At 53.7% G+C, this 25,045-nt stretch carries 21 protein-coding genes; 13 read left to right on the forward strand and 8 right to left on the reverse strand.

Annotated features, from left to right (window positions below):
* Window positions 1-16: 16 nt before the first annotated feature.
* The 9 genes from ndk to JTI98_RS10600 all read left to right on the forward strand — a co-directional run bounded on the left by ndk (window position 17) and on the right by JTI98_RS10600 (window position 9,278).
* Complete coding sequence (gene ndk / locus JTI98_RS10560) at window positions 17-448, forward strand: nucleoside-diphosphate kinase (protein ID WP_042999829.1); 432 nt, start codon at window positions 17-19, stop codon at window positions 446-448.
* A gap of 159 nt (window positions 449-607) precedes the next feature.
* On the forward strand, window positions 608-1,774 hold the full coding sequence (locus JTI98_RS10565) for a bifunctional tRNA (adenosine(37)-C2)-methyltransferase TrmG/ribosomal RNA large subunit methyltransferase RlmN (protein ID WP_042999830.1): 1,167 nt from the start codon (window positions 608-610) through the stop codon (window positions 1,772-1,774).
* Window positions 1,775-2,061: 287 nt separating this feature from the next.
* Window positions 2,062-3,054 carry a cytoskeleton protein RodZ gene (gene rodZ / locus JTI98_RS10570; RefSeq protein WP_044327914.1) on the forward strand — a complete coding sequence of 331 codons (993 nt, stop codon included), beginning with the start codon at window positions 2,062-2,064 and terminating at the stop codon, window positions 3,052-3,054.
* Window positions 3,055-3,080: 26 nt separating this feature from the next.
* The gene (ispG, locus tag JTI98_RS10575) at window positions 3,081-4,199 is read left to right on the forward strand and encodes a flavodoxin-dependent (E)-4-hydroxy-3-methylbut-2-enyl-diphosphate synthase (protein WP_042999832.1); all 1,119 of its coding nucleotides are present in this window, start codon (window positions 3,081-3,083) and stop codon (window positions 4,197-4,199) included.
* A 110-nt stretch (window positions 4,200-4,309) separates the two neighbouring features.
* Window positions 4,310-5,584 (forward strand): histidine--tRNA ligase, encoded by a 1,275-nt coding sequence (hisS, locus tag JTI98_RS10580; RefSeq protein WP_042999833.1) that lies wholly within the window; start codon window positions 4,310-4,312, stop codon window positions 5,582-5,584.
* Between the two features lie 13 nt (window positions 5,585-5,597).
* Window positions 5,598-6,218 carry a YfgM family protein gene (locus tag JTI98_RS10585; protein ID WP_058586948.1) on the forward strand — a complete coding sequence of 207 codons (621 nt, stop codon included), beginning with the start codon at window positions 5,598-5,600 and terminating at the stop codon, window positions 6,216-6,218.
* Between the two features lie 10 nt (window positions 6,219-6,228).
* The gene (gene bamB / locus JTI98_RS10590) at window positions 6,229-7,407 is read left to right on the forward strand and encodes an outer membrane protein assembly factor BamB (RefSeq protein ID WP_216081224.1); all 1,179 of its coding nucleotides are present in this window, start codon (window positions 6,229-6,231) and stop codon (window positions 7,405-7,407) included.
* Window positions 7,408-7,525: 118 nt separating this feature from the next.
* Window positions 7,526-8,998, forward strand: a complete 1,473-nt coding sequence (der, locus tag JTI98_RS10595) for a ribosome biogenesis GTPase Der (protein WP_216081225.1) — start codon at window positions 7,526-7,528, stop codon at window positions 8,996-8,998.
* Window positions 8,999-9,056: 58 nt separating this feature from the next.
* Entirely contained in the window at window positions 9,057-9,278 is a 222-nt protein-coding gene (locus JTI98_RS10600) for a zinc ribbon domain-containing protein (protein WP_216081226.1), read from the forward strand.
* On the opposite strand, the gene JTI98_RS10605 is transcribed toward JTI98_RS10600, so the two are convergent.
* Together JTI98_RS10605 and JTI98_RS10610 are read right to left on the reverse strand one after the other, a co-directional pair.
* Window positions 9,275-9,625, reverse strand: a complete 351-nt coding sequence (locus tag JTI98_RS10605) for a protealysin inhibitor emfourin (protein ID WP_216081227.1) — start codon at window positions 9,623-9,625, stop codon at window positions 9,275-9,277. The two genes, JTI98_RS10600 and JTI98_RS10605, sit on opposite strands and share 4 nt — an antisense overlap.
* Window positions 9,626-10,645: a M4 family metallopeptidase gene (locus tag JTI98_RS10610; RefSeq protein WP_216081228.1), complete on the reverse strand. Its 1,020-nt coding sequence runs from the start codon at window positions 10,643-10,645 to the stop codon at window positions 9,626-9,628. It abuts the gene before it with no gap.
* Between the two features lie 159 nt (window positions 10,646-10,804).
* Between JTI98_RS10610 and JTI98_RS10615 the strand changes: the two genes are divergently transcribed.
* A complete protein-coding gene (locus tag JTI98_RS10615) occupies window positions 10,805-11,938 on the forward strand; it encodes an MFS transporter (RefSeq protein WP_044328039.1) in 1,134 nt (377 codons plus the stop codon).
* Window positions 11,939-11,945: 7 nt separating this feature from the next.
* On the opposite strand, the gene xseA is transcribed toward JTI98_RS10615, so the two are convergent.
* A complete protein-coding gene (gene xseA / locus JTI98_RS10620) occupies window positions 11,946-13,316 on the reverse strand; it encodes an exodeoxyribonuclease VII large subunit (RefSeq protein ID WP_042999841.1) in 1,371 nt (456 codons plus the stop codon).
* A gap of 161 nt (window positions 13,317-13,477) precedes the next feature.
* Here xseA and guaB point away from each other — a divergent pair, with 161 nt between their 5' ends.
* Window positions 13,478-14,944: an IMP dehydrogenase gene (guaB, locus tag JTI98_RS10625; RefSeq protein ID WP_042999842.1), complete on the forward strand. Its 1,467-nt coding sequence runs from the start codon at window positions 13,478-13,480 to the stop codon at window positions 14,942-14,944.
* 67 nt (window positions 14,945-15,011) lie between these two features.
* On the forward strand, window positions 15,012-16,589 hold the full coding sequence (guaA, locus tag JTI98_RS10630; protein ID WP_044264876.1) for a glutamine-hydrolyzing GMP synthase: 1,578 nt from the start codon (window positions 15,012-15,014) through the stop codon (window positions 16,587-16,589).
* A gap of 112 nt (window positions 16,590-16,701) precedes the next feature.
* On the opposite strand, the gene JTI98_RS10635 is transcribed toward guaA, so the two are convergent.
* A complete protein-coding gene (locus JTI98_RS10635; protein ID WP_042999844.1) occupies window positions 16,702-16,893 on the reverse strand; it encodes a YfgG family protein in 192 nt (63 codons plus the stop codon).
* 348 nt (window positions 16,894-17,241) lie between these two features.
* Between JTI98_RS10635 and JTI98_RS10640 the strand changes: the two genes are divergently transcribed.
* Window positions 17,242-19,482, forward strand: a complete 2,241-nt coding sequence (locus JTI98_RS10640) for a sensor domain-containing phosphodiesterase (protein WP_216081229.1) — start codon at window positions 17,242-17,244, stop codon at window positions 19,480-19,482.
* A 7-nt stretch (window positions 19,483-19,489) separates the two neighbouring features.
* Here the strand turns inward: JTI98_RS10640 and ppx are convergent, their stop codons facing one another.
* The 4 genes from ppx to purM form a co-directional block, all read right to left on the reverse strand.
* On the reverse strand, window positions 19,490-21,031 hold the full coding sequence (gene ppx, locus JTI98_RS10645) for an exopolyphosphatase (RefSeq protein ID WP_044328043.1): 1,542 nt from the start codon (window positions 21,029-21,031) through the stop codon (window positions 19,490-19,492).
* 4 nt (window positions 21,032-21,035) lie between these two features.
* The gene (ppk1, locus tag JTI98_RS10650) at window positions 21,036-23,102 is read right to left on the reverse strand and encodes a polyphosphate kinase 1 (RefSeq protein WP_042999847.1); all 2,067 of its coding nucleotides are present in this window, start codon (window positions 23,100-23,102) and stop codon (window positions 21,036-21,038) included.
* A gap of 188 nt (window positions 23,103-23,290) precedes the next feature.
* Window positions 23,291-23,932: a phosphoribosylglycinamide formyltransferase gene (gene purN / locus JTI98_RS10655; protein WP_044328044.1), complete on the reverse strand. Its 642-nt coding sequence runs from the start codon at window positions 23,930-23,932 to the stop codon at window positions 23,291-23,293.
* Window positions 23,929-24,966: a phosphoribosylformylglycinamidine cyclo-ligase gene (gene purM / locus JTI98_RS10660; RefSeq protein ID WP_046402140.1), complete on the reverse strand. Its 1,038-nt coding sequence runs from the start codon at window positions 24,964-24,966 to the stop codon at window positions 23,929-23,931. The genes purN and purM overlap by 4 nt, the downstream gene beginning before the upstream one ends.
* Window positions 24,967-25,045: the final 79 nt, after the last annotated feature.

Consider the following 25,045-nt stretch of genomic DNA (forward strand, 5'->3'; position numbering starts at 1 on the left):
TCTTTCAGAGGTAATCATGGCTATTGAACGTACTTTTTCCATCATCAAGCCAAACGCGGTGGCAAAAAACGTTATTGGTAATATCTTTGCGCGCTTTGAAGCAGCAGGGTTCAAAATCGTCGGTACCAAAATGCTGCACCTGACCGTTGAACAGGCGCGCGGTTTCTATGCTGAGCATGATGGCAAACCGTTCTTTGACGGTCTGGTCGAGTTCATGACCTCTGGTCCTATCGTGGTGTCCGTGCTGGAAGGCGAAAACGCGGTACAGCGTCACCGCGATCTGCTGGGTGCAACCAACCCGGCTAACGCCCTGGCGGGTACGCTGCGTGCCGACTACGCCGACAGCTTCACTGAAAACGGGACTCACGGTTCGGATTCCGTGGAATCCGCCCAGCGCGAAATCGCCTATTTCTTCGGTGAAGGCGAAGTGTGCGCTCGCACTCGCTGATCCCTTCGGGAATAATTTTCGGTAAATGCCGCGTGCAAACGTGGCATCCTTGCGCCAGACTTTGTACAATGCAACGCCCCGGATGAGCACTGCTTACCGGGGCGTTTCTTTTCAACCTCCCATGGGCCATAACGTGTAACAACGAGGCCGGAAAAAATTATGTCTGAATTAGTTAACACTTCCGAAATCATCACCCCTGCGGTTCCTGCGAAAAATGGCAAAATCAACCTGCTGGATCTGAACCGTCAGCAGATGCGCGAATTCTTTAAAGAGATGGGTGAGAAGCCGTTTCGCGCTGACCAGGTGATGAAATGGATGTACCACTATTGCAGCGACAACTTTGATGAGATGACTGACATCAACAAAGTGCTGCGCAACAAGCTCAAAGAGGTGGCGGAAATCCGCGCACCGGAAGTGGTTGAAGAACAGCGCTCCTCCGATGGCACCATCAAATGGGCAATTGCCGTGGGCGATCAGCGCGTCGAAACGGTGTATATCCCGGAAGATGATCGCGCCACGCTGTGCGTCTCTTCGCAGGTGGGTTGTGCGCTGGAATGTAAATTCTGTTCAACCGCACAGCAGGGTTTTAACCGTAACCTGCGCGTTTCTGAAATTATTGGTCAGGTCTGGCGTGCGGCGAAAATTGTCGGCGCGGCGAAAATCACTGGTCAGCGTCCAATCACCAACGTGGTGATGATGGGGATGGGGGAACCGCTGCTCAACCTGACTAACGTTGTGCCAGCCATGGAAATCATGCTTGATGATTTCGGCTTCGGTCTGTCCAAGCGTCGCGTCACGCTGTCGACTTCCGGCGTCGTGCCTGCGCTCGACAAATTAGGTGACATGATTGACGTCGCGCTGGCGATCTCGCTGCACGCGCCGAATGACGACATTCGTGACGAAATTGTACCAATCAACAAAAAGTACAATATCGAAACCTTCCTGGGCGCGGTTCGCCGCTATCTGGAGAAATCCAATGCCAACCAGGGACGCGTCACTATTGAATACGTCATGCTGGATCACGTTAACGATGGCACAGAGCATGCGCATCAACTGGCAGAGTTGCTGAAAGACACGCCTTGTAAAATTAACCTGATCCCATGGAACCCGTTCCCGGGGGCGCCTTATGGACGTAGTTCTAATAGCCGTATTGACCGTTTCTCTAAGGTGCTGATGAGCTACGGCTTTACCACCATTGTGCGTAAAACACGCGGTGATGATATTGACGCTGCCTGCGGACAACTGGCGGGGGATGTGATCGACCGGACTAAACGTACACTACGTAAGCGTATGCAGGGTGAGGCTATCGACGTTAAAACCGTCTGATGCACATTGCGCCAAAGCCGGATTTTTGTGCTGTGGCGCAATGTAATTTGCATGAGGGCCAGGGTTGTACTTGTCCGGTCAATAATAACGGTGCGTTTTTGTCGACTTTAAGGCAGTATGTACGGCGCGACAATAGTTTAGCCCTCAGGCTTAAGCTGTTTTTGTTAAGAGTCAGCAGAGAGGTTTATACTGTTTGACTCAGGTTGACTGAACCGATTTTCGCGGTGTGGGTGGGCATTGTGACTCACCGGCGCCTGAACCCTAATTTTCACCAGCAGCTGTAGCGAATGAATACTGAAGCCACTCACGACCAACATGAAGCACAATCCACCGGCGTTCGCCTACGTAATGCCCGTGAACAACTCGGACTCAGCCAGCAGGCTGTCGCTGAGCGACTTTGCCTGAAGGTATCCACCGTACGCGACATTGAAGACGATAAGGCGCCTGCCGACCTGGCTTCAACGTTCCTGCGCGGATACATTCGCTCTTATGCACGCCTGGTCCATATTCCTGAAGAAGAACTGTTACCGGCTCTGGAGAAACAGGCTCCGGTTCGTGCGGCGAAAGTGGCACCGATGCAGAGCTTCTCATTAGGCAAGCGTCGTAGAAAGCGTGATGGCTGGTTGATGACGTTTACCTGGCTGGTGCTGTTTGTGGTGGTCGGCCTGACGGGCGCATGGTGGTGGCAAAACCACAAAGCGCAACAGGAAGAGATCTCCACGATGGCCGATCAATCCTCTGCTGAGCTGAACGCCAACAGCGAAAACACACAAAGCGTGCCGCTGGACACCAGCGCGACGGCAACTCAGGACAACACACCAGCGGCAACCGGTCCGGCGGAGACGGTGCAAACGCCTGCGCCGACGACGGCACCTGCGGTTGACCCGCAGCAGAACGCCGTAGTCGCGCCTTCTCAGGCCAACGTTGATACCGCTACAACCTCTCCTGCGACACCGGCAACGCCGGATGGCGCGGCACCGTTGCCGACCAATCAGGCGGGTGTGGAAGCCGCTGCGGATCCAAACGCGCTGGTGATGAACTTTACCGCCGATTGCTGGCTGGAAGTCAGCGATGCGACAGGTAAAAAGCTGTTCAGCGGAATGCAGCGTAAAGATGGTAATTTAAACCTGACCGGTCAGGCACCTTACAAGCTTAAAATTGGCGCGCCGGCTGCGGTGCAGATCCAGTATCAAGGAAAACCTGTCGATCTGAGCCGTTTTATCAGAACTAACCAGGTTGCGCGTCTGACCCTAAATGCCGAACAATCACCGGCGCAGTAATAGACGGGTAACGCGGGAGATTTTTCATGCATAACCAGGCTCCAATTCAACGTAGAAAATCAACGCGAATTTACGTTGGGAATGTGCCGATTGGCGATGGGGCTCCCATCGCCGTCCAGTCGATGACCAACACGCGGACCACGGACGTGGAAGCGACGGTTAATCAGATCAAAGCGCTGGAACGCGTTGGCGCTGACATTGTTCGTGTCTCCGTACCCACGATGGATGCCGCAGAAGCCTTCAAACTGATCAAGCAACAGGTTTCTGTTCCGCTGGTCGCCGACATTCACTTCGACTACCGTATTGCGCTCAAAGTGGCGGAATACGGCGTTGACTGCCTGCGGATTAATCCAGGCAACATCGGCAATGAAGAGCGTATCCGCATGGTGGTGGATTGCGCGCGCGACAAGAATATCCCGATTCGTATCGGAGTTAACGCCGGATCGCTGGAAAAAGATCTACAGGAAAAGTACGGCGAACCCACGCCGCAGGCTTTGCTGGAATCAGCAATGCGCCATGTGGATCATCTCGATCGTCTGAACTTTGATCAGTTCAAGGTCAGCGTAAAAGCGTCTGATGTTTTCCTCGCCGTTGAATCCTATCGCCTGCTGGCGAAGCAAATCGATCAACCACTGCATTTAGGGATCACCGAAGCCGGTGGTGCGCGCAGTGGTGCGGTGAAATCGGCAATCGGTCTTGGTCTGCTGCTGTCCGAAGGGATTGGCGATACGCTGCGCGTTTCGCTGGCTGCCGATCCGGTGGAAGAGATTAAGGTTGGCTTCGATATCCTGAAGTCTCTGCGCATTCGTGCTCGCGGGATAAACTTCATCGCCTGTCCGACCTGCTCGCGTCAGGAGTTTGACGTGATCGGTACGGTCAACGCCCTGGAGCAGCGTCTGGAAGACATCATTACGCCGATGGACGTTTCCATCATTGGCTGTGTCGTTAACGGACCGGGTGAAGCACTGGTTTCGACGCTGGGCGTGACGGGCGGTAACAAAAAAAGCGGCCTCTATGAAGACGGCGTGCGAAAAGATCGCCTGGATAACAGCGATATGATTGACCAGCTTGAAGCCCGTATCCGCGCCAAAGCGACGATGCTCGACGAAGCGCAGCGGATTAACGTGCAGCAGGTTGAAAAATAATAACGTGATGGGAAGCGGCGTGCTTCCCGTGTATGATTGAACCCGCATGGCTCCCGTATCGCTCGGGGAAGCGCTGAGGGTTCATTTTTATATTCAGAAAGAGAATAAACGTGGCAAAAAACATTCAAGCCATTCGCGGCATGAACGATTATCTGCCTGGCGAGACCGCCATCTGGCAGCGCATTGAAGGCACACTCAAAAACGTGCTCGGCAGCTACGGTTACAGTGAAATCCGCTTGCCGATTGTAGAGCAGACCCCGTTATTCAAACGCGCGATCGGCGAAGTGACCGACGTGGTTGAAAAAGAGATGTACACCTTTGAGGACCGCAATGGCGATAGCCTGACGCTGCGTCCGGAAGGCACGGCGGGCTGTGTACGCGCCGGCATCGAGCATGGTCTCCTGTACAATCAGGAACAGCGCCTGTGGTACATCGGGCCGATGTTCCGCCACGAGCGTCCGCAGAAAGGGCGCTATCGTCAGTTTCATCAGTTGGGTGTCGAAGCCTTTGGTCTGCAAGGGCCGGATATTGATGCCGAACTGATTATGCTTACCGCGCGCTGGTGGCGTGCGCTGGGTATCGCTGAACATGTCAATCTTGAGCTGAACTCCATCGGATCGCTGGACGCGCGTGCAAACTACCGCGATGCGCTGGTGGCATTCCTGGAGCAGCACGTTGAGAAACTGGACGAAGACTGCAAACGTCGCATGTACTCCAACCCGCTGCGCGTGCTGGATTCAAAGAATCCGGACGTACAGGCGCTGCTCAACGATGCTCCTCAGCTTGGCGACTATCTGGATGACGATTCCCGCGAACACTTTGCTGGCCTGTGCAAACTGCTGGAAGCCGCAGGGATTGCCTACACTGTCAACCAGCGTCTGGTTCGTGGCCTCGACTACTACAACCGCACCGTGTTTGAGTGGGTCACCAGCAGCCTGGGCTCACAGGGCACCGTCTGTGCGGGTGGTCGTTATGACGGACTGGTTGAGCAACTCGGCGGTCGCGCGACGCCGGGAGTGGGCTTTGCAATGGGCCTGGAACGCCTTGTTTTACTGGTTCAGGCAGTTAATCCGGAATTTAAAGCCGATTCTGTTGTCGATATATACCTGGTCGCTTCAGGTGCGGATACGCAGTCTGCGGCAATGACACTGGCTGAGCGCGTGCGTGATGAAATCCCGGGCGTGAAGCTAATGACAAACCACGGCGGCGGCAACTTTAAGAAACAGTTTGCCCGAGCTGATAAATGGGGTGCCCGCGTTGCACTGGTGCTTGGCGAGTCCGAAGTGGCTGCCGGTACTGTTGTAGTGAAGGATTTGCGCTCCGGTGAGCAAACTGAAGTTGCACAGGATAGCGTTGCAACGCATTTGCGCACGTTAATGGCTTAAGGAGAAGGACTGCGTGGAAATTTACGAGAACGAAAACGATCAGGTTGAGGCGATTAAACGCTTCTTTGCCGAGAACGGCAAAGCCCTGGCTGTTGGGGTTATTTTAGGCGTTGGTGCGCTGGTAGGCTGGCGCTACTGGAACAATCATCAGATTGAGTCCGCACGCTCTGCTTCTCTGTCATATCAAACCGTGGTGAGTTCGCTCAGCGCGGGTAAAGCGGAAGACCTGTCAGCCGCAGAGAAATTTGCTGCCGACAATAAGAACACCTACGGCGCGTTAGCGTCGATGGAACTGGCGCAGCAGTTTGTCGATCAGAATCAACTTGAGAAGGCCGCAGCCCAGCTTCAGCAGGGACTGGCCGCCACGAGTGATGAGAATCTTAACGCAGTGATCACGCTGCGTCTTGCTCGCGTTCAGATTCAACTCAAGCAGGCGGATACGGCGCTGAAAACCCTGGATAGCGTGAAGGGTGAAGGATGGGCGGCGATTGTTGCCGATCTGCGCGGCGAAGCGCTGCTGAGCAAAGGTGATAAACAAGGTGCGCGTAGTGCGTGGGAAGCGGGCGTGAAAAGTAACGCCTCCCCGGCACTGAGCGAAATGATGCAGATGAAAATCAATAATTTGTCCATCTGAGAGGGACCCGATGCAATTGCGTAAATTACTTCTGCCAGGGCTGCTTTCCGTTACCCTGTTGAGCGGCTGTTCACTGTTTAGTGGCGAAGAAGACGTTGTTAAAATGTCCCCATTACCGGTGGTTGAAAATCAGTTTACCCCGTCTACGGCCTGGAGCACGTCTGTAGGCAATGGTATCGGCGATTTCTATTCCAACCTCCACCCGGCGTATGCCGATAACATGGTCTACGCAGCCGATCGCGCTGGCGTGGTGAAAGCGTTAAATGCTGATGACGGCAAAGAAGTCTGGTCGGTGAACCTGGGTGAGAAAGATGGCTGGTTCTCGCGTTCGTCAGCCCAGTTGTCTGGCGGCGTAACGGTTGCAGGCGGTCACGTCTATATCGGCAGCGAAAAAGCGCAGGTTTATGCGCTGAACGCAGCGGACGGTACGGTTGCGTGGCAAACCAAAGTGGCGGGCGAAGCGCTTTCCCGTCCGGTAGTCAGTGACGGCATGGTGCTGATTCATACCAGCAACGGTCAGTTGCAGGCACTGAACGAAGCCGATGGCGCCATTAAGTGGACCGTGAACCTGGATATGCCTTCGCTGTCACTGCGTGGCGAATCTGCGCCGGCAACCGCCTTTGGTGCGGCCATTGTCGGTGGCGATAACGGCCGCGTGAGCGCCGTACTGATGCAGCAAGGCCAGATGATTTGGCAGCAGCGTATTTCTCAGGCGACCGGTTCTACAGAGATTGACCGTCTGAGCGATGTGGACACCACTCCGGTCATCGTCAATGGCGTCGTTTACGCCCTGGCTTATAATGGTAACCTGACCGCGCTGGATCTGCGCAGTGGCCAGATCATGTGGAAACGTGAACTGGGCTCGGTGAATGACTTTATCGTCGACGGCAACCGTATCTATCTGGTGGATCAGAATGACCGCGTACTGGCGTTGACGACCGATGGCGGCGTTACGCTGTGGACGCAAAGCGATCTGCTGCACCGTCTGCTGACTTCCCCGGCGTTGTATAATGGCAACCTGGTGGTGGGTGACAGCGAAGGGTATCTGCACTGGCTTAACGTCGAAGATGGCCGTTTTGTGGCTCAGCAGAAAGTAGACAGCTCCGGCTTCCTGACTGAACCGGTCTCTGCCGACGGCAAACTGCTGATCCAGGCCAAAGACGGTACTGTGTATTCCATTACACGTTAATCGTCCTGGTCGTACGCTTTAAAAAACGGCTCCTGGTGCAGGGGCCGTTTTCCTGTTTTTAACAACGGCGCAAAAATCGCGTCTGTTGTCTGATGATTTTTAAAATGAGGCTTTAAACATGATACCTGTGGTCGCGCTTGTCGGGCGCCCTAACGTCGGAAAATCCACGTTATTTAACCGTCTAACTCGCACCCGAGATGCGCTGGTGGCGGATTTCCCGGGTCTGACTCGTGACCGTAAGTACGGTCGTGCGGAGATTGAAGGCCGTGAGTTTATCTGCATCGATACCGGCGGGATTGATGGCACCGAAGATGGCGTAGAAACCCGTATGGCGGAACAGTCGCTACTGGCAATTGAAGAGGCGGATGTGGTGCTGTTCATGGTGGATGCGCGCGCTGGCCTGATGCCTGCCGATGAAGCGATCGCCCAGCATTTACGCTCTCGTGAAAAACCGACGTTCCTGGTCGCCAACAAAACGGACGGACTCGATCCGGATCAGGCTATCGTTGATTTCTACTCGCTGGGCCTGGGTGAAATCCATCCGATCGCCGCGTCTCATGGCCGTGGCGTGCTCAGTCTGCTGGAACACGTTCTGCTGCCGTGGATGGACGATACCGCGCCGCAGGAAGAGGTGGACGAAGACGCCGAATACTGGGCACAGTTTGAAGCTGACGAGAACGGTGAAGAAGAGCCTGAAGATGACTTCAATCCGCAGGATCTGCCGATTAAGCTGGCGATTGTCGGTCGTCCGAACGTCGGTAAGTCCACACTGACTAACCGTATTCTGGGTGAAGACCGCGTGGTCGTTTATGATATGCCGGGCACCACGCGTGACAGTATTTATATCCCGATGGAACGTGATGAGCGCGAATACGTGCTGATCGATACCGCCGGGGTACGTAAACGCGGGAAAATCACCGATGCGGTAGAAAAATTCTCCGTTATCAAAACGTTGCAGGCGATTGAAGACGCTAACGTGGTGTTGCTGGTGATTGATGCCCGCGAAGGTATCTCTGACCAGGATTTGTCGCTGCTGGGCTTTATCCTCAATAGTGGGCGCTCACTTGTCATCGTAGTGAACAAGTGGGATGGCCTGACGCAGGAAGTGAAAGAGCAGGTGAAAGAGACGCTGGACTTCCGTCTGGGCTTTATCGATTTTGCGCGTGTGCATTTTATCTCTGCGTTGCATGGCAGCGGTGTCGGCAACCTGTTTGAATCCGTCCGCGAAGCCTATGACAGCTCCACCCGTCGCGTTAGCACGGCGATGCTGACCCGAATCATGACGATGGCGGTTGAAGATCATCAGCCACCGCTGGTCCGTGGTCGTCGCGTGAAACTGAAATATGCTCATGCCGGAGGCTATAACCCGCCGATTGTGGTGATTCACGGTAACCAGGTCAAAGACCTGCCGGATTCCTATAAGCGCTACCTGATGAACTACTTCCGTAAATCGCTGGAAGTGATGGGGACGCCGATCCGTATTCAGTTTAAAGAGGGCGAGAACCCGTATGCCAACAAGCGCAATACGCTGACCCCGACCCAGATGCGCAAGCGTAAGCGTCTGATTAAGCACATCAAAAAAAGCAAATAATTCATTACGCCCTCTCCCGACGGGGAGGGCGCCATCAACTGGAATATGAGGAGGAAGTGTGGAACTCATTTGTCCCGTTTGTCAGCATCCGCTCGATCGTCATGGCGATAAAGCACATTGTGAAACCTGTCAGACAGACTTTAGCGTAGAAGCGCGTTGCCCGGACTGCCATCAGCCGCTCCAGGTTTTAAAAGCCTGCGGCGCAGTCGATTATTTCTGTCACAACGGTCACGGACTGATTTCGAAAAAACGCGTTGAGTTTGTGCTGTCGCAGGATTAATCGCAGATACAGGCTTCGCCCTTTTGCCAAAGATCGACCAGTGAGGCTGGCGCATCGTTTTCCGGTACCAGTACGATGATGTCGGTAACGCCTGCCTGAGTATGCTGTGTCCAGATGATCTGTATGCGAAAGTAGCGCTGGTCGCCGCGACCCGGCGATCCCGTCTGTCCCGGAGGCATACCGACGGTCAGGCTCTGCCGGAGAATGTCGGCCACGCGCTGACGCTGAACAGTCGATAAGGTCGACAGCGCAATTTTGCGCTGCCGGGCCAGTTTGGGCATAAACGCGACGCCACCTTCCCGGGCCAGTTCTACCACGGCGTCATCGGTTAATTCTGGGATCTCCATTCACATCACTCCTGTGGCTTTCCAGGCCGCTTCTATCGCCTTCGCCGTTTCCGCGCCGCTGCGCTTGTCGCCGTGATAAACGGTTAAGCGGGCAAAATCAATGAAGTCTGCATCCTGTGCCAGTTGCCGATCGCAGACCGTATCATACCAGGCATAACCCGCTTTTTCCCATGCGTAGCCGCCGAGCGCGGTGGCAGCCAGATAAAACGCCCGGTTCGGGATGCCAGAGTTAAGATGAACACCGCCATTGTCTTCGCGTGTCTTAATAAAGTCCCGCATATGCGCAGGTTGTGGGTCTTTCCCGAGCAACGGGTCGTCATAGGCTGTGCCCGGCGCTGACATGGAGCGCAATCCCTTGCCATTAATGCCGTCCGCCAGCAATCCTTGCCCGATAAGCCAGTCAGCCTGATCGGCGGTTTGTTTGAGATGATACTGTTTAACCAACGCGCCAAATACATCGGAAACCGATTCGTTGAGCGCCCCGGCCTGTTCAAAGTAAATCAACCCTGCTTCTGATTCGGTGATCCCGTGTGCCAGCTCATGAGCCACGACATCAATGGCAATCGTAAATCGATTAAATATCTCACCATCGCCGTCGCCAAAGACCATCTGCTGACCGTTCCAGAACGCATTCTGGTATTCATGCCCGTAATGCACGGTCCCGGTGAGAATTAAGCCTTTGTTATCCAGCGAGTCGCGGCGCCAGTTTTTCCAGAAAAAGTCATGCGTGACACCGAGGTAATCATAGGCTTCGTCCACTGCAACATCCCCGTTTGAGGGATGGCCTTCATAGCGCACCTGTGTGCCAGGCAATTCCTGCCTGTTTTTCGCATCGTAGATATCACGTTCAAGTTGACCGGGTTGGTTCACATGCGGCGCCGCTGGTTTTCCGGGCATGTGCGCCATCAGGGTTTGTACATGAGTCAGCGTCTGGCGTGCGCACTGTTGCTGCATCGCCGAACCGCTTTCAATAATGCGTCGCAGGATATAGGGCGGGATCAAACTGTAAGCATGGTACATAAGGCTCTCCTGAGTCTGGCAAAGCCGAAAAAGTAAGCATATTAAGTGTAAATCATAGAAGCAAACCTGCAGGAAAGTCGGACAAATCAGCGCTGCTGAAAGTGGCGCAACTGACTATCAGGGTTTACGTTTTTAACGACGCATAAGGTGAGGGGAACAATGAATAAACATGTCGCGTTGGGGATGACGGGTTTCTCACTGATTGCTGTGACTTACGGAATGGCGCGATTTTCATGGGGAATCATGCTGCCTGATATCAGTCAGGCGATTCCCTTCACGCCAGAAGTTGCCGGGATAATTGCGGCCTGCAGCTATGTTGCCTACTGTTTATCCGTTTTTTTGGCCTCCTTTCTGACGGATCGCTTTGGTCCACGACTCCCGGCCGTTCTGGCGGGGATCACCGCTGCAATTGGATTAGTTATCCTGGCGTTGGCGTATTCCCCCCTTATTCTGGCGACAGGTCTTTTTATCGCCGGGCTCAGCTCCGGGCTGGCCTCACCGTCCCTTGCCGCAGCGGTGAGTAAGCGAATCTCTGCGGAACGGCAAACCCAGGTAAATACCCTTATCAACGCCGGAACGAGTGGGGGGATCATCCTGTCGGTTCTGGTGTTACGGGTTATGTCGGGCAACTGGCGCCTGGCATGCATCGTCTTTGCAGTCATGGCGCTACTCTGTCTGTTTGCCGCACTGCGTACGTTGCCTGGGGAACACGCGGAACAGCTCCGAGCGCCGCCGCGCTGGCGCGTTGTCCTTGCGAAATCGGGGATGTTTCGCCTGCTGGTGATAGCCTTTGTTAGCGGTGTCGCCAGCGCGGCATGGTGGAGTTTTGGCCCCGAATTGCTGCAGCGTCATACCGGGCTGGACAGTGCCATCACCCATATGCTGTGGCTGGTCAGCGGTGGTGCAGGAATTGCCGCTGTATTTACCGGAAGTGCGGCAAAGCGTATCGGTATGCGCGGGGTTTACTGTTGCTCGCTGCTGTTTATGGCGGTTTCGCTAGTGTCCCTGGCGCTAAGCCACGGTTTCGCCTGGTGGCTGTTTCCGGTCGCGGCGTTAAACGGGGCGGGATATGTCATTTTATCCGGTGTGCTGTTGGTGCGGGGCGCCGCGCTGGCGGAGCCTTCACCGGCGGCGGGCGTCAGTCTGGCTTTCCTGATGCTGGCCGTTGGGCAAATTGTTGGCTCAGTGGCATTTGGTCAGCTTTATGGCGCGATTAGCGCGGCGGGGGCACTGGTTGTTTTTTCTGGGCTGTCGGGGGCATTGCTGTTCATTTCACCTGAAGGTGAACGCTAGCCTGATGTCAGGCTTTTTTTCGCGCGCGTTTTTTCACCGGCGTTATGCTTTTGACTTCACTTTCTACCCAGCCGTCTTCCAGCCGGGTCGTCATCACATCACCGGCTTTCACTTGTGTCACTTTTTTCAGCACTTTGCCGTCGGTGGCCGTAGAGACGCTGTAACCACGCGCCAGGGTCGAGAGTGGGCTGACCGCTTCCAGGTGGGTAACTGCGTTGCCAAAGCGTTCCCGCGTGGCGCTCAGACGGGAACGTACATTCTCCGCCAGACGATATTCCAGTTGCTGAATGCGGGTTTGCGCACGATGAATGCGTGGCTGCGGATTTTGCTGGTTCAGGCGTTGCAGCAGACGGGATTGCCGCTGGCTGGTGCGCTTCAACTGGCCGTCGATGGCCACGTTCATACGCTGATGCAACCTCTCCAGTGCCGTCTGCTGACGAGCGAGACGCAACTGCGGATGTTGCTGTTGCAGGCGATGATAAATCTGAGTGAATCGACGACTGCGGTTCGCCAGAAAGTAATCCATCGCCATGCCGAGACGCTGCTGTGCAGACAGGATCTGACGCAGCAACTCCTGCTGATTGCGACTGACCATTTCAGCGGCGGCCGAAGGCGTCGGCGCACGCAGGTCGGCAATAAAATCGGCAATGGTGACGTCCGTTTCGTGGCCGACGGCGCTGACTACCGGAATCGCGCTGGCAAAAATAGCCCGTGCGACACGCTCGTCGTTAAAGCTCCATAAATCTTCCAGCGAACCGCCGCCGCGACCGACGATCAGGACATCACACTCCTGGCGCGCATTCGCCAGTTCGATTGCACGGACAATCTGCCCCGGTGCGTCGTCACCCTGGACGGCGGTCGGATAGATGATAACCGGTAAAGAGGGATCGCGACGTTTCAGAACATGGAGAATATCGTGCAGTGCGGCCCCGGTTTTCGAGGTAATCACCCCCACGCAGTGGGCGGGAGAGGGAAGTGACTGCTTATGCTGCTGATCAAAAAGCCCTTCAGCCTGCAGTTTAGCTTTTAACTGTTCATACTTTTGCTGGAGCAGACCTTCACCGGCAGGCTGCATGCTTTCGACGATAATCTGATAGTCGCCGCGCGGCTCGTACAGGGTGATATTGGCGCGAACCAAAACCTGCTGGCCGTGCTGGGGGCGAAAGGTCACCCGACGATTGCTGTTGCGGAACATGGCACAGCGAACCTGTGCCGTATCATCTTTTAGCGTGAAGTACCAGTGCCCCGATGACGGCTGTGAGAAATTGGAAATCTCGCCGCTGATCCAGACCTGTCCCATTTCCTGTTCTAACAGCAGACGAACCGTCTGATTAAGGCGGCTAACAGTAAAAATTGCGGAGGTCTGAGAGGATAACATGTGAGCGGGATCAAATTCTAAATCAGCAGGTTATTCAATCGATAGTAACCCGCCTGAGCAGGAGCGCAAGCATTATTTGCAAAAAAGTGTGGATGCAACCGATTACGCTCTGTATAATGCCACGGCAATATTTATCCACCCCCAGGTTAGAGATATTGCCCATGCTACGTATTGCTAAAGAAGCTTTGACGTTTGACGACGTCCTCCTCGTTCCCGCTCATTCCACCGTTCTGCCGAATACTGCTGACCTCAGCACGCAGTTGACGAAAACGATTCGTCTGAACATTCCTATGCTCTCCGCAGCGATGGATACCGTGACTGAAGCGCGCCTCGCGATTGCACTGGCACAGGAAGGTGGCATTGGTTTTATCCACAAAAACATGTCGATTGAGCGTCAGGCAGAAGAAGTCCGCCGCGTGAAAAAACATGAATCTGGCGTAGTAACTGACCCGCAAACCGTTCTGCCGACGACTACCCTGCGTGAAGTGAAAGAACTGACTGAACGCAATGGCTTTGCAGGTTATCCTGTCGTGACCGAAGACAATGAGCTGGTTGGGATCATCACCGGTCGTGACGTGCGTTTTGTCACCGATCTGAGCCAACCGGTCAGCGTTTACATGACGCCGAAAGAGCGTCTGGTCACCGTTCGCGAAGGCGAAGCGCGTGACGTCGTGCTGGCAAAAATGCACGAGAAACGCGTTGAGAAAGCGCTGGTTGTTGATGACAGTTTCCATCTGCTTGGCATGATCACCGTAAAAGATTTCCAGAAAGCTGAACGTAAGCCGAACTCCTGTAAAGATGAGCATGGCCGTCTGCGCGTTGGCGCTGCGGTTGGCGCAGGCGCTGGCAACGAAGAGCGTGTTGATGCGCTGGTCGCGGCAGGTGTTGACGTGCTGCTGATTGATTCTTCTCACGGCCATTCTGAAGGTGTTTTACAGCGCATTCGTGAAACCCGTGCGAAATACCCGGATCTGCAAATCATTGGCGGTAACGTGGCGACCGGCGCGGGGGCTCGTGCCCTGGCGGAAGCGGGCGTGAGCGCGGTGAAAGTGGGTATTGGCCCTGGTTCCATCTGTACCACTCGTATCGTGACTGGCGTGGGTGTTCCGCAGATCACCGCAGTGTCTGATGCTGTTGAAGCGCTGGAAGGGATGGGGATTCCCGTTATCGCTGACGGCGGTATCCGTTTCTCTGGCGATATCGCCAAAGCTATCGCGGCTGGCGCAAGTGCGGTGATGGTGGGTTCCATGCTGGCGGGCACGGAAGAATCCCCGGGTGAAATCGAACTTTACCAGGGCCGTTCCTACAAATCCTACCGCGGTATGGGCTCTCTGGGCGCAATGTCCAAAGGCTCTTCTGACCGTTACTTCCAGAGCGATAACGCCGCAGACAAACTGGTGCCGGAAGGTATTGAAGGCCGCGTTGCCTATAAAGGCCGCCTGAAAGAGATTATTCACCAGCAGATGGGCGGCCTGCGCTCCTGTATGGGGCTGACCGGCTGTGGTACTATCGACGAATTGCGTACTAAAGCGGAATTCGTACGTATCAGTGGTGCGGGTATTCAGGAAAGCCACGTTCACGACGTGACCATCACCAAAGAGTCCCCGAACTACCGTATGGGCTCCTGATAAGTTTCCGCGCCCGGTTTTAACCGGGCGTTTTGTTATTGTTTCACTTGCCTCGGAATTAGCGTCAATGACAGACAATATTCACAAGCATCGCATTCTCATCCTTGATTTCGGATCGCAGTACACACAGCTGGTTGCACGTCGCGTACGTGAACTGGGTGTTTACTGTGAACTGTGGGCGTGGGATGTAACTGAAGCACAGATTCGCGAGTTTAATCCTAGCGGTATCATTCTTTCCGGTGGCCCGGAAAGCACCACGGAAGACAACAGCCCACGTGCACCGCAATACGTTTTCGAAGCCGGCGTTCCGGTCTTCGGCGTGTGCTACGGCATGCAGACGATGGCGATGCAGTTGGGCGGTCATGTTGAAGGGTCGACTGAGCGTGAATTCGGCTACGCGCAGGTTGAAGTTGTAACCGACAGCGCGCTGGTTCGCGGTATCGAAGACTCCCTGACCGCTGACGGCAAACCGCTGTTGGATGTGTGGATGAGCCACGGCGATAAAGTGACGGCAATTCCGTCCGACTTCGTCACCGTTGCCAGCACCGAAAGCTGCCCGTTTGCCATTATGGCGAACGAAGAAAAACGCTTCTACGGCGTTCAGTTCCACCCGGAAGTGACCCATACCCGTCAGGGGATGCGTATGCTGGAGCGTTTTGTCCGCGATATCTGCCAGTGTGAAGCGTTGTGGACGCCGGCAAAAATCATCGACGACGCCGTTGAGCGTATCCGCCAGCAGGTTGGCGATGACAAAGTGATCCTCGGCCTTTCCGGTGGCGTGGACTCTTCCGTCACGGCGATGCTGCTGCACCGTGCGATCGGTAAAAACCTGACCTGTGTCTTCGTCGATAATGGTCTGCTGCGTCTGAATGAAGCTGGGCAGGTGATGGATATGTTCGGTGATCACTTTGGTCTGAACATTGTGCATGTTCCGGCTGAAGATCGTTTCCTGACCGCGCTGAAAGGCGAGAACGATCCAGAAGCGAAACGTAAGATCATTGGCCGCGTCTTTGTTGAAGTCTTCGACGAAGAAGCGCTGAAGCTGGAAGATGTGAAATGGCTGGCGCAGGGCACCATCTATCCTGACGTTATCGAATCTGCCGCTTCTGCGACCGGTAAAGCGCATGTCATCAAATCTCACCATAACGTAGGTGGTCTGCCTAAAGAGATGAAGATGGGTCTGGTTGAGCCGCTGAAAGAGCTGTTCAAAGACGAAGTGCGTAAAATTGGTCTGGAACTGGGCCTGCCGTACGATATGCTCTACCGTCACCCGTTCCCGGGACCAGGTCTGGGCGTGCGCGTGCTGGGTGAAGTGAAGAAAGAGTACTGCGACCTGCTGCGTCGTGCGGACGCTATCTTCATTGAAGAACTGCACAAAGCCGACCTGTACAACAAAGTGAGTCAGGCGTTCACCGTGTTCCTGCCGGTTCGCTCTGTTGGCGTGATGGGCGATGGCCGTAAATACGACTGGGTGGTTTCTTTGCGTGCGGTCGAAACCATCGACTTCATGACCGCGCATTGGGCACACCTGCCGTATGACTTCCTGGGCCGTGTGTCTAACCGCATCATCAACGAAGTGAACGGCATTTCCCGCGTCGTGTATGACATCAGCGGTAAGCCGCCAGCTACGATCGAGTGGGAATAATATCCCCACACGTCACTGACGTATAATCGACAAAACCCTCTGTTTATACAGGGGGTTTTTGTTTTATTTGGGCGTATAAAAGACCAAATGGCGTCTGTCTGAAATAACAGGATTAACGTTGAGCAGGCGTTTCGACAGACAGAGTAGACTGTTGCGCGTCTTTTTTGTCCTGATGATGATGCCAGGCACCGATAGAAGAGTAGACAAAACGTCCAAAAAAGAAGATAAAGCTGATAAGCAATACGATACGGGTCATGCGACTGTTAAATCGATGTCGTTTTCGCATACTGGTTGCCTGACTCACAAAAGGTTCCTTAAGGGATGCCCATACGGGCGATAGATACATTAAGGCACACTGTGTCAGGCGGGTCAATTCTTGATTATGTAAAATTGCGTCAGTTGAATCATATCTCGTTGTTATGAAGAATAATGATATTATTTACATTAATAATATGAGAATGATAACAACGTGAAATAAAGGTAATAATTGATTAATGGGGACGGAATTATTTGATATACGTCAAATATAACTTCCCGTTGATAACTAAAATCTGTGCGACATGTATGGTGAGTTTTTCATCTTAATTTTGACGTCAGGTGGGATGCCTGTCTGATTCACCCCTTAAGGATCCAGGGGTTCCGCTGAGCGTCTATGCGACTGAATAAAACTTATATTGCAATCAGAGATAAGTGGTGGGGACTGCCTCTGATTTTGCCTTCCCTGTTTTTACCGCTCGTGAGCCATACGAATACCTATGCGCATGTGGCCACCGGGGATGTCATCCTTTTCTACTTACCGTTATCACTCATGATGAGCCTGATGATTTTTTTCGGTTGGGCGGCATTACCCGGTATTGTTCTGGCGGTTTTTATTCGCAAATATCCGCAGGTAGGTCTGGCGGAAACATTGCCTGTTATTGCGCATTTTCTTATTGCTGTCGTGCTCAGTTGGGGCGGTTACCGCGTTTTTACGCCCCGACGTAACAACATCTCGCATGGTGACACGCAGCTGGTCTTCCCCCGCATTTTTTGGCAAGTTTTTTGTCCCGCAACGCTATTTCTGGTGCTTTTCCAGTTCGCAGCCTTTGTGGGATTGTATGAAAGTAAGTTGAGCTTAATGGGGGGAACACCATTTAACATCAATGCATTAATAAACTATCAGGGCATTCTGGTGGGCAATTTGATTGGTGTACCGCTCTTCTATTTTATTATTCGCGTTATTCGTAACCCGCTACATTTACGCGGCTATTATTCACAATTAAAGTTACAGTTTGACACCAAGGCCTCGCAAAAAGAGATCATTATTTGGTTGCTGGTATTGTCCGCCTTAATGTCTTTGCTTTGTATGCCACTGAATGAAAATAGTTCCATATTCAGCACGAACTATACTATGTCATTATTACTCCCGGTTATGTTATGGGGAGCGATGCGTTATGGCTATCGATTCATATCACTGCTATGGGCGCCAGTTTTAATTATTGCGATCCATAATTACAGAAGCTATACGCCCTATTATTCAGGTTACGATGTACAACTGGCGATTACCTCTTCCAGTTTCCTGGTTTTTTCTTTTATTGTGAATTACATGGCGGTGCTGGCGACGCGTCAGCGGATTGTGAGCAGTCGTGCCCGACGGCTTGCGTTTCTTGATCCGGTTGTCCATCTTCCCAATCTTCGTGCGCTCAACCGCGCGCTGAGAAATACGCCCTGGTCTGCGTTGTGCTTTCTGCGCGTTCCTGAACTCGAGTTTCTCGTGAAAAATTACGGAATAATGCTGCGTATCCAGTACAAGCAACAGCTCTCCCACTGGATTGCCGAAAAGTTGGGTCCTGATGAACATGTTTATCAAATGTCCGGGCCTGACCTGCTGCTACGCTTAAATACGGAGTCACATCAGCAACGCATTGACGATCTGGATGAGCATATCAAGATGTTCCGGTTTGTCTGGGATGGCATGACGTTCCAGCCACAGGTGGGGATGAGCTATTGCTATGTGCGTTCCCCGGTAAATCACATTTACCTGTTGCTGGGGGAGTTGAGCACGACGGCTGAGCTGTCCATCATGACCAACACGCCGGAAAATTTAGAGCGTAGTGGTGCGATGAACATGCAGCGTAATCTGCGAGACAAAGTCGCAATGATGAACCGGTTACAGCATGCGCTGGAGCATGACCGTTTTTGTCTGATGGCGCAGCCAATCGAAGGGCTTCGCGGCGATGTTTATCATGAGATTTTACTGCGATTGCTGGATGAGGACGGCGGCATGATCAACCCTGATGCCTTCCTGCCCGTCGCGCATGAGTTTGGTCTCTCCTCGAGAATTGATCTCTGGGTTATCGAACACACGTTACGCTTTATGGCGGAGAATCGTGCGCAGATGCCTGCCCGTCGCTTTGCGCTTAACCTGTCGGCGTCCTCGGTCTGTCGGGCCAGGTTTGCGCAGGATATCAGCAAACTACTGAGCAAATACCAGATCGAAGCCTGGCAATTGATATTTGAAGTGACAGAAAGTCAGGCGCTGATGAATGCCGGACAGGCGGAGGCAACGCTGCAAAACCTGCAACAACTGGGCTGCCAAATCGCTATTGATGACTTCGGTACGGGTTACGCCAGTTATGCAAGGCTGAAAAACGTTAACGCCAATATTCTGAAGATTGACGGTAGTTTCATCCGCAATATCGTTTCGAATAGCCTCGACTATCAGATTGTGGCCTCAATCTGTCATCTGGCGCGTATGAAGAAAATGCAGGTGGTCGCTGAATTTGTCGAAAGCGAGGAGATTCGCCATGCCGCGATCTCTCTGGGGATTGATTATATGCAGGGATATTTAATCGGTGTGCCGCAGCCGTTAAGCGACACGCTGAAAGAGCAGGTGCCAGTGACTGGCACCTGAGTGTGCTTCACGCGGCGATTTCCGGTGAGCGTTCTTCTTCAATTTTCAGACGCCAGCCGGTCACCGCTTCCCAGTATTGCTGTTCTTTTTCCAGATCGAGCAAAACCAGCGCGTTCTGGCTGAACCAGTCGTGAGGGAAACGCAGGGTCCAGTGGTTGTCATCGGTGATGAGCGTCAGCGTAGGCGGTGTGGTTGTGGCCTGGCGCTGGTTGTTCAGCAGTACGCCAAGACGCAATAGCTGAATGAGCGGCAGGAACTGCTTCTTCTTAAACAGCGTAAAGCGCGGGAGATCGTCCAGCTTCACCGCCTTACGATGATAGCGAACCAGCGTCGCCATCATGGTTTGCTGCTCCTGATTAAAACCAGGCAAATCGCTGTTTTGCAGGATATACGCCGAGTGGCGATGCAGACCGCTGTGATTAATGTTCAGTCCAACCTCGTGCAGCATCGCTGCCCATTTCAGCAGCGCTTCTAACTGCGGATGCGCCAGTTTAGGCTGCTGCGCCTGCCACTGCTCATACATCTGCATGGTGGTTTCCAGCACGCGTCGCGCCTGTTCGCTGTCGATATTGTACTGATTTGCCAGGCTGCTGGCGGTGCGACTGCGAACATCCTGATGACGAAAGCGACCTTCCATTTCGTACAGCACGCCTTCGCGCAGCGCGCCATCGGAAAGGCGTAACTCGCGGATCGCCAGCGCATCAAAGACACCGCATAAAATCGCCAGACCTGGAACAAAGACCGCTTTTCGCTCTTCAGATAACCCCGGCAGGCTTAGCGATTCGAAACTGCGGTGTTGCAGCAGTTCGGTTACCAGTCGGTCCAGACGCTCTGGGGTGATGAACCCGTCTTTCTCGCCCATTTCTAAGAGCACTTCGTGCGCGGCTTTGATGGTGCCAGAGGCCCCCAGCGCAACGTTCCAGCCCTGAATACGGAATTGCCAGGTCAGGGTTTCAAGCTTCTGCGCCGCCGCCATTCTGGCACGCTGGAAGTTTTCCTTGCTGATGACGCCGCCGGGGAAATAGATCTGGGCAAAACTGACGCAACCCATACGACGGCTTTCAACCAGCTTCGGTTCGAAGTTTTCGCCAATGACCAGCTCCGTCGAGCCGCCGCCAATGTCGATGACCAGCTTGCGGCCTTTTTCCGGTTGCGTATGTTCTACGCCCATAAAGATCAGACGCGCTTCTTCATTACCGGAAATGATCTCGATCGGATAGGGGATAACCTTTTCCGCTCGTTTGAGAAAATCGGTGGCGTTTTGCGCCTGACGAAGCGTATGGGTACCGACAATACACACGCTGGAGGGGGCGAACCCCTGAAGACGTTCAGCAAACAGTGACAGGCAGCTTAGCCCGCGCTCCATTGCCTCTTCGCTCAGCATGTTGTCTTCGCCGAGACCGTCCGCCAGATGCACGCGCTGTTTCAGGCGACCGATAATCTGCATGGCGCCATCCACCACACGGGCAATCACCATGTGAAAACTGTTTGAACCGAGGTCGACCGCCGCAAACTCCTGCGGTCGTGGGGTCTTATCATGTATTGGCATAGCGTTAGTCAGATTGCTCGAGTGATTTGATATAGTCGTAAATAGCCAGTTGCGACTGCACTTTGCGGCGGTTTCCACGCGGCACGTAGCGATTACTCAGTTCTTTATCGATGTAGCGGGCTTTTACCGTATCGCTGAACAGGATGTCAATAATATCCAGCACCCGCTGCTTCAGGCGCGGATCAAGCAGCGGCGTCGCCACCTCAATGCGGTAGTCGATATTACGCGTCATCCAGTCGGCGGAAGAGAGATAGACCTGCTTATCGCCGCCGTTTTCGAAGATATACACCCGGTCATGCTCAAGATAACGGTCCACAATACTGATGACGCGGATATTATCGCTGATACCTTCCAGATTCGGAATAAGCGAACACATACCACGAATCAACAGATTGACCGGTACACCTGAGCTGGAGGCGGCATACAGCCGATCGACCAGCCCTTTGTCCACCAGGTTATTCAGTTTCAGTGTGATGCCGGAGGGGAGTCCCTGTTGAGCGTTGGCGATTTCACGATCGATCATCTCATACAGCAGGCGGCGCGAGTTTTGCGGCGAGACCAGCAGATAATCAAACGTCACCGGGCGATACGGGTTCTCGATAAAATTGAACACCCGACGGACTTCGTTAGTGATCCGTGCGTCGGCGGTCAACAGCGAATAGTCGGTATACAGACGCGCGGTTTTTTCGTTGAAGTTACCGGTGCCGATATGGGCGTAACGCACCACCTCTTCGCCTTCTTTGCGCGAAATCAGGAACAGCTTGGCGTGAATTTTTAAGCCGGGCGCGGAGAAGATGACATGCACGCCCGCTTCCGTCAGGCGTTTCGCCCAGTGAATGTTGGCCTCTTCATCAAATCGTGCCTGTAACTCCACCACAACGGTCACTTTTTTACCGTTATGGGCGGCGTGGATCATTGAGTCGATGATCCGCGAGTCTTTTGCCACGCGGTAGATGTTGATTTTGATTGCCAGCACGCTCGGGTCAAACGAGGCCTGGCGCAGCAGTTCCAGAACGTGCTCAAAGGTGTGATACGGATAGTAAAGCAACACATCGCGTTCACGAATGGCGTCAAATCCGTTACGGAACTTCTCTTTATCAAACCAGATATGGCGTAAGCGCGGCAGCGGCTTATTCACCAGATTGGCTTTGCCGACATTAGGGAAGTTAATGAAATCTTTGAAGTTGTGATAACGTCCGCCGGGAACGATAGAGTCATAGCGTGAAATCGTCAGCTTCTCGCGCAGCACTTCGACCAGTGCATTAGGCATGTCGCGCTGATAAACAAAACGCACCGGCTCGGCGGTCAGACGCTGTTTCAGGCTGGAGGACATCAGCTCCATCAGGCTGGATTCCATCTCGTGCACCAGATCGTACTCGGCGTCACGGGTCATCTTCATGGAATAGGCGTTCAGTGCGTCGTAATCAAAGAAGCCCTTAAAGATGTCGTCCAGACAGTAGCGCAGAATGTTATCCAGCAGGATCATTGGCTTACGGCGACGCGGGGCTTCCGGCGGCAGATTCACAAAGCGTGGAACCTTGTCAGATGGAATTTCCAGCAGCGCATAGCGAATGGTGTCGCCGCGAATAATTTCGACTGCCAGATAGGTGTAGTCATCCTTCAGGAACTGTACCAGATCCGTTTCGCGGTTAATTAAAATTGGGGTGATGTGCTGGCGCAGATACTGTTTGAAATAGTGGCGCAGCCAGCTTTGCTGATTGACTGACAGTTGACGCTCGTTGATCAGGAAGATCTGATTACGCGCCATCTCCAGCAGCAGTTCGTTATACAGGCCATCGAATTCCTGGTCGGCTTTCAGTACGCGGGACTGGATTTTGCCTAACAGGTGGCGAGAATGTGAATTTGAACCCTGTTCTTCGCTGATGATGATGCGGCGTTTGAGCTCTGCGAAGCGAACTTTGTAGAATTCATCCAGGTTATTGGAATAGATGCCTAAGAAACGCATCCGTTCAATTAGCGGGTTTGATTTATCCGCGGCTTCCTGGAGCACACGTTCGTTGAACGCTAACCAGCTTAGCTCTTTCTCGATATAAAGCTTTTCCTGACCCATTAATACTTATACTCCGTTTTATTCACGGGACACTGCCTGATTATTATGGCGAGCATTGCGCTCAGATGTCCAACTGTGCCAGAAAAATATGACAATAAACCGTCTGATCGCCAAGGGGAAGGGGGACTGGAGGTCTGAAGAGAAGCGCTGGCCGGATAACGGATGTCATCCCTTATCCGGCACCGTTTTTACTCGTCGGCAGCGTAGCCCTGTGGCGGCAGGCGAACACCGTCCAGCCAGGCGGCGTTATCGCGCATTTTCAGCCGTCCGTCCACAAACCAACTGACGACCAGCGGGTAAATGGCGTGTTCCTGAACCTGAACGCGAGCGGTGATTTCATCTTCGTCATCGCCCTCAAAAACCGGAACTTTGGACTGCAAAATGACCGGTCCGCCGTCGAGCTCGTCAGTGACAAAGTGGACCGAGGTGCCGTGTTCCTCATCGCCGTTTTCCAGCGCCTGACGGTGGGTGTGCAAACCGGGATATTTGGGCAACAAGGAAGGGTGAATATTCAGCAGTCGACCGTTGTAGTGTGCGACGAACGCCGGGCTCAGAATGCGCATAAAACCGGCCAGCACCACCACGTCAGGCGCATACGCGTCGATCTCAAGGATCAGCTCGCGGTCAAATGCTTCACGGCTGGAAAACTGATCCGCCGTTAGCGTATGGGCCGGGATTGCCGCTTTTCTGGCACGCTCAAGGCCGAACGCGTCGGCCTTGTTGCTGAATACTGCCCGCAGGGTGCCGTTGATTTTCTTCTCTTTGCAGGCATCAATAATCGCCTGCAAATTGCTTCCGTTACCGGAAATAAGCACCACAATATTCATTATTCAATAACCACGCGCTGCGCGGAATCGGAAGCCTTGATGACGCCGAGCTTCCAGGCTTCTTCACCTTTTGCCTTCAGCAGGGTAAGGGCGTTGTCTACTTCCGCCGCCGGCAGAGCAATGACCATGCCGACGCCGCAGTTAAAGGTACGATACATTTCATGCTGGCTGACGTTACCGGCGCTTTGCAGCCAGTTGAAAACGGCTGGCCACTGCCAGGAGGATTCATCGATCACCGCCTGCGTGTTGTCCGGCAGTACGCGCGGAATGTTTTCCCAGAAGCCGCCGCCGGTCAGGTGCGCGATAGCGTGCACATCAACCTTTTCAATCAATTCCAGAATCGATTTCACGTAGATGCGGGTCGGCGCCAGCAGGTGGTCGGCTAACGGTTTGCCTTCCAGAACCGTCGTTTCTGGATCGCAGCCGCTGACTTCAACAATTTTACGTACCAGTGAGTAACCGTTGGAGTGCGGACCGCTGGAACCCAGTGCAATCAACACATCGCCATCGGCTACTTTGGAACCGTCAATGATGTCTGATTTTTCGACCACGCCGACGCAGAAACCCGCGACGTCATAATCTTCACCGTGATACATCCCCGGCATTTCAGCGGTTTCCCCGCCGACCAGCGCGCAGCCGGATTGCAGGCAGCCTTCGGCGATACCGTTAATCACGCTGGCTGCGGTATCCACATCCAGTTTGCCAGTGGCGTAATAGTCGAGGAAAAACAGCGGCTCAGCACCCTGAACGACCAGGTCGTTGACGCACATCGCCACGAGATCAATGCCGATGGTATCGTGACGCTTCAGATCCATCGCCAGACGCAGTTTTGTCCCGACGCCATCAGTACCGGAAACCAGCACTGGTTCACGATATTTTTGCGGCAATGCGCACAGCGCACCGAAGCCACCCAAACCACCCATCACTTCCGGGCGGCGAGTTTTCTTCACTACGCCTTTGATTCGATCCACCAGAGCATTACCCGCGTCAATATCAACACCGGCATCTTTGTAGCTAAGAGAGGTTTTATCGGTCACTGCCTGGTTCCCCACGTTTTCTTACGGTAAAAGTAAAATTCGGCGCAATTCTAGCAGGGAAAGCAAACGTTTGCGAGCC

The sequence above is a fragment of the Citrobacter sp. MGH 55 genome (assembly GCF_016906145.1).
In the GTDB taxonomy this organism is placed as follows: domain Bacteria; phylum Pseudomonadota; class Gammaproteobacteria; order Enterobacterales; family Enterobacteriaceae; genus Citrobacter_A; species Citrobacter_A amalonaticus.